Source organism: Micromonospora sp. LOL_023 (assembly GCF_048060115.1).
Classification (GTDB): Bacteria; Actinomycetota; Actinomycetes; order Mycobacteriales; family Micromonosporaceae; genus Micromonospora_E.
On sequence record NZ_JBHMIM010000126.1, the window covers coordinates 1 to 4,542 of the forward strand.

The window sequence follows — 4,542 nt, forward strand, 5'->3', positions numbered from 1 at the left end:
CGCGACGAGGGCAAGCAGCTCCTCCCGCGAGCACAGCAACGGATCGACGGCCATGCCCCTTGCAACGACCAACACACCCAGAAGACACCGCAGGTCACGCCACCGCCCGGAATGCCGGAAAACTCACCCGCCCCCGGTGAATAGCTACCCCGCACCGGCGCCGGCTGCCGCCGTGGAGGCACAGTAGCGGCCGTTTTGCAGCGCCCGGATGACGGCATACCAGGCGTTTGCAAGTGTTCTGGGATCAGGGTTGCACGGAACCTCCACCGAAGGAGATGCCTCCGTGTATGTCGCGTGCCTGCACCGCAGGTCCGCTGACGTCACCCGAGATGGAGTTCGTGACGCTGTTCGCACTCCGGACTACGGCGGCATGGGTCTGTTCCCATCGGGCCCGGAACTCGGCGGCGAACGCCGGGTCGCGCAGCGCCTCTCGATCCAGCAGTTCGGCGAGGGAGTGAACGGCGTCCGGTGACGGCTCGAGAAGCACGCCCTCAATGACCGCTTGCTCCTCTGGTGCTCGCCGAAATCGGTCACGCAGGAAGCCGATCAGCGCCGACACCGCCGACCGGCCGCCCTGGGCGATCTCGGTGGTCGTCCACGCAACAAGCGTTGTGGCAGCAGCAGCCATGAGCTGGTCCACGGTGGCGCTCACCTCCGAACATCCAGCGCCGACTGACAGGAAGTCATCCAGAGACAGGCGCGGCCCATGTGCCTACCTCGATGCTACTGCCGATCCCAGCCCAGCACGGCGCTCCCAACCGAGCACGTCGGTGCCCGAAGCCGCCTTCGAGGCGTTGGGGTCGCGAACAGCCGGCCGGATCGTTCCGCCCTGCTGACACCTTGACGCCTGGGCTCGGGCGACGATGCGCGGGCCCGAGACGGCAGAATCGGATAGACGATACAGACTTGTTCGGCCACTACGCTAAGCACTAGTCTGCTCACCGACGGCGCAAGCTGTTCGTCATGCTTCGAAGGAGACCGCAGTGAAGCTGACCAAGCTCTACAAGGATCCTGGGTCGGGTGGCAACGGTTGCCCGACGGTCTACCTCGCGGAAAGCGGCGAGCTGGTCATCCAGGGCCACCTGCTCGACGGCGACACCCTCGGCGAGCTGGAGAACGTCCTTCCTGGCGAGGGCGCGGTTCGGATCTCTGCCGACGTGGTTCTCGGCGCGATCGAGCGCTACCGCGAGTCCGGACAGCGGTGATCGAGGTTGACCCGATCGTTCGCGTCTCTGGATGACGACGAGTTCAACCAGCTGTTCCGCGACTTCCGTTACACGGCGTACCGGCTGGAGACGCTTCAACGGTACGACGTGTCATACGAGCAGGATGAGTTCACTCGGTTTTTGGCAGGCGAGAGTCGCGGGGAGTTCCCCGGGATCGCCGCCTGGTGCGACACCGTACGGGCGGCGGTGTCAGCCGGCAAGCGGATGCACCGGGTCCATGTTGTCACCGAGCCGCTGTCGGACTACGTCCGGTTCGAATGCGGATGGGCCTACGAACACACGGTCGAGGCCGGCGAGGACGTTCGCCTCATCGCGGTCGCTGGTAACGACTGGCCGGCTGCGCTGCCGCACTACGACTACTGGCTGTTCGACTCCTCGCAGCTCGTAGCGATGTACTACGACGAGGAAGGACAGTTCGTCTCCGGCGAGCTGATCAGCGATCCCGCCAGGATCGTCCAGGCCAACCTGTGGCGTGATGCCGCCGTCTCGGCGTCGATGCCATACCGGACCTACGCAGACCGCCTCCAACCCAGCTCCCCATAGGCCTACAGCTCGCGCCCGTGAGGAGACAGCGTGCACACGGCGCGCAATGAATCGTCAGGCGATGCTGAGGCGGTCGTTCAGGCCGGCACGGTGTACGGCGGCATCAACCTGCTCGGTCACGCGACACCGCCTGCACCACCGCCACCTCGCCAACTGCCGCTGGACCCAACCCGCTTCGTCAACCGCGAGCAGACCCTCAACCGACTGGACGCGGCGCTACCCACCGTTGACGGAACCACCGCAACGGGTAGTTCCGCTATGACCGTCGCGGCCATCGCGGGCGCTCCTGGGGTAGGCAAGACAGCGCTGGCCGTGCACTGGGCTCACCGGGTCCGACAGTGGTTTGCCGACGGCGATCTTTACATCGACATGCGTGGCTACGGGCCAGGCCCGGCCCTCGCTGTCGGCCAAGCCTTGGACGCCTTCCTCCGGGCACTTCACGTACCGGCCGAACAGATCCCGACCGACACCGAGGGACGCGCCACCCTCTACCGGTCCGTACTGGCCGGCAAACGGGTCTTGATCGTGGTGGACAATGTTTCCACGGTCGGCCAGGTGCGGGCACTGCTGCCCGCCACACCGACCTGCATGGCCATCATCACCAGCCGTAGCCGGCTCTCCGGGCTGGTCGCACGGGAAGGAGCGTCACGGATGACCCTGGACGTCCTGTCTCCCGAAGAGGCGATCGCGCTGCTGCGCGACAGTGTCGGCGGCGACCGGGTCAGCACGGAACCGGGGGCTGCCGCCGAACTCGCCCGCCGCTGCGCCTACCTCCCGCTTGCCCTGCGCATCATCGCGGAGCGCATCGCGAACGCCCCCTACGCCACTCTCGCAGAGTTCGTGACCGACCTCGCGCTCGTCGACCAGCAGCTTGACGCCCTGACGGTCGACGACGATGAACTCTCCGATGTCCGGACGGTGTTCTCCTGGTCTTACCGGGCGTTGCCCGAGGATGCGGCGCGGTTCTTCCGCCTCCTCGGGCTGCATGCCGGCTCCGATATTTCCATCGCCGCAGCGGCAGCCATCGCCGGTGTCAGCCTCCCGCGAGCTCGTAGCCTGCTTGACCAGCTCAGCGCGGCGCACCTCATCCAGAATCCTGCCCGCGACCGATTCCTGTTCCACGACCTTCTGCGTGCATACGCCCTCGAACGTGCGCAAGCCGAAGAATCACCCGAGCAGCAACGCCGAGCACGACGCCGCGGGTACACCTGGTACCTGTGGACGGCTGAGGAAGGCCGCAAGGTAATCCTTCCCTACTCCCACGCCATCGCCCTCCCCCCAGCCGAAACCAACATTCCGGTCACCTCTCCCGGCACGGTGGCTGAGGCGATGGCATGGTTCGAGCGGGAGCGGCTGAACATCCTCGACACCATCCGGCAGGCAGACGAGCTGGGCGACCACGACGTTGCCTGGCAGCTGCCCGTCGTCAGCGACGGATTCTTCGAACTCAAGTCGTACTGGGCTGACTGGCGAGACGTGCACCTGACCGGCCTACGTGCCGCCCGATCCGCCGCATCGCGCCTCGGCGAGGCAGCCAACCTTCGCTGCCTCGCCGATGCCTACTGGCGGATGGAACAGCGTGACACCGCCCTCGACTACTACCGTCAGGGTGTCAACGCGAGCCGTGACGTTGACGACCACTGGGTAGAAGGCTTCTGTCTCCGTGGCCAAGGTCTCATCCACGAGGAATCTGGGAACATCGAAGAAGCCCTTGACCTGTACGGCCAGGCACGGGAAGTTTTCCGAAACTTCGGAATCACCCGAGGCGAGGGCATGTCACTACTCAGCCTCGGCAACTGCCACCGCGCACGAGGACACCTCGACACTGCCATCGCTCACTACCAGGAAGCGGTCTCCATCCTGGACGGCATCAACGACCAATGGAGCGTTGCCTGGGCCTCCTACCCCCTCGGACTGGCTTACCAGCAGGCTGGCCAACTCGACCAGGCCCGACAACAGCACGAGCAGGCACTGACACTCTTCCGCAGATTCGATGACCGACGTAGTGAAGGACTGACTTCAGCCGCTCTCGGCGATACCTTCCACGCCACCGGCCGGCCAGACGACGCGCAACACTACTGGCAGCAGGCATTCCAAATCCTCGATCAACTCGGCGACCCCCACGCCAGCACCGTCAAACGCCTCATCACACAGTCCGGCGACTCCGCATAGCGTGCGCGCTACTACAAATCCTCTGCTCGGGAGTCGATCATTTCGTATGTCAACGCGCTACCAGCTGACCGGCCGGCCCCCGTAGAAACGAAGGGTGCCAGGAGTGACTTGAGTGACTGAGCTGCCGCCTCTGCGTCGTAGGACGGGACGATTGCTTCGACCGTGATCGAGTTTTCGGTCGCGTCCGTCTCGGTGGCGAGGTTCGCGATCCTGCCATCTTCCTCGGCGTCGAGTAGGGCTTCCATGATGCGGTTGGCTTCTTGACGGAGTCGGCTTGCAGGCACTCGCACCTCGCGTCGGTCGGGTTCCGCAACCCGCAAGGTGATACGGACCCGCATGACAACATCCCGCCCCTCTTCTCTGGCCAACAGCGAAGCTTCCGCGCCCACGACAGCAGCTGTTCGCCGTAGTCTCTGGAGTCGCTGGGTCTGCGATGCGCCTGCCGCGAGTGCGCCTTGCAGGGGCAGATCACGTAGTAAACCTTGGCCTTGGCTTCGAATGTAAAGCCGTGGTGATAGAGCACCCTGAAGACCCACGGCCCCGGCGTTGTTCCGGCTTGAGAGGTTCTGTCCGTGTTGAGAACCGGACACGAGGCGAGTTG

At 65.1% G+C, this 4,542-nt stretch carries 5 protein-coding genes; 3 read left to right on the forward strand and 2 right to left on the reverse strand.

What is annotated here, in order from left to right; translation table 11 throughout:
* Window positions 1–244: 244 nt before the first annotated feature.
* Window positions 245–652 carry a hypothetical protein gene (locus tag ACFHVL_RS30755; RefSeq protein WP_416632108.1) on the reverse strand — a complete coding sequence of 136 codons (408 nt, stop codon included), beginning with the start codon at window positions 650–652 and terminating at the stop codon, window positions 245–247.
* A gap of 331 nt (window positions 653–983) precedes the next feature.
* On the opposite strand from ACFHVL_RS30755, the gene ACFHVL_RS30760 reads away from it, so the two are divergent.
* The 3 genes from ACFHVL_RS30760 to ACFHVL_RS30770 all read left to right on the forward strand — a co-directional run bounded on the left by ACFHVL_RS30760 (window position 984) and on the right by ACFHVL_RS30770 (window position 3,941).
* On the forward strand, window positions 984–1,205 hold the full coding sequence (locus tag ACFHVL_RS30760) for a hypothetical protein (protein WP_416632110.1): 222 nt from the start codon (window positions 984–986) through the stop codon (window positions 1,203–1,205).
* Window positions 1,206–1,211: 6 nt separating this feature from the next.
* Window positions 1,212–1,769 carry a DUF6879 family protein gene (locus tag ACFHVL_RS30765; RefSeq protein WP_416632111.1) on the forward strand — a complete coding sequence of 186 codons (558 nt, stop codon included), beginning with the start codon at window positions 1,212–1,214 and terminating at the stop codon, window positions 1,767–1,769.
* Window positions 1,770–2,027: 258 nt separating this feature from the next.
* The gene (locus ACFHVL_RS30770) at window positions 2,028–3,941 is read left to right on the forward strand and encodes an ATP-binding protein (RefSeq protein WP_416632112.1); all 1,914 of its coding nucleotides are present in this window, start codon (window positions 2,028–2,030) and stop codon (window positions 3,939–3,941) included.
* A gap of 11 nt (window positions 3,942–3,952) precedes the next feature.
* Here ACFHVL_RS30770 and ACFHVL_RS30775 read toward each other — a convergent pair.
* Window positions 3,953–4,542: hypothetical protein (locus ACFHVL_RS30775; RefSeq protein WP_416632113.1), on the reverse strand; the 590-nt coding region annotated here is incomplete at its 5' end.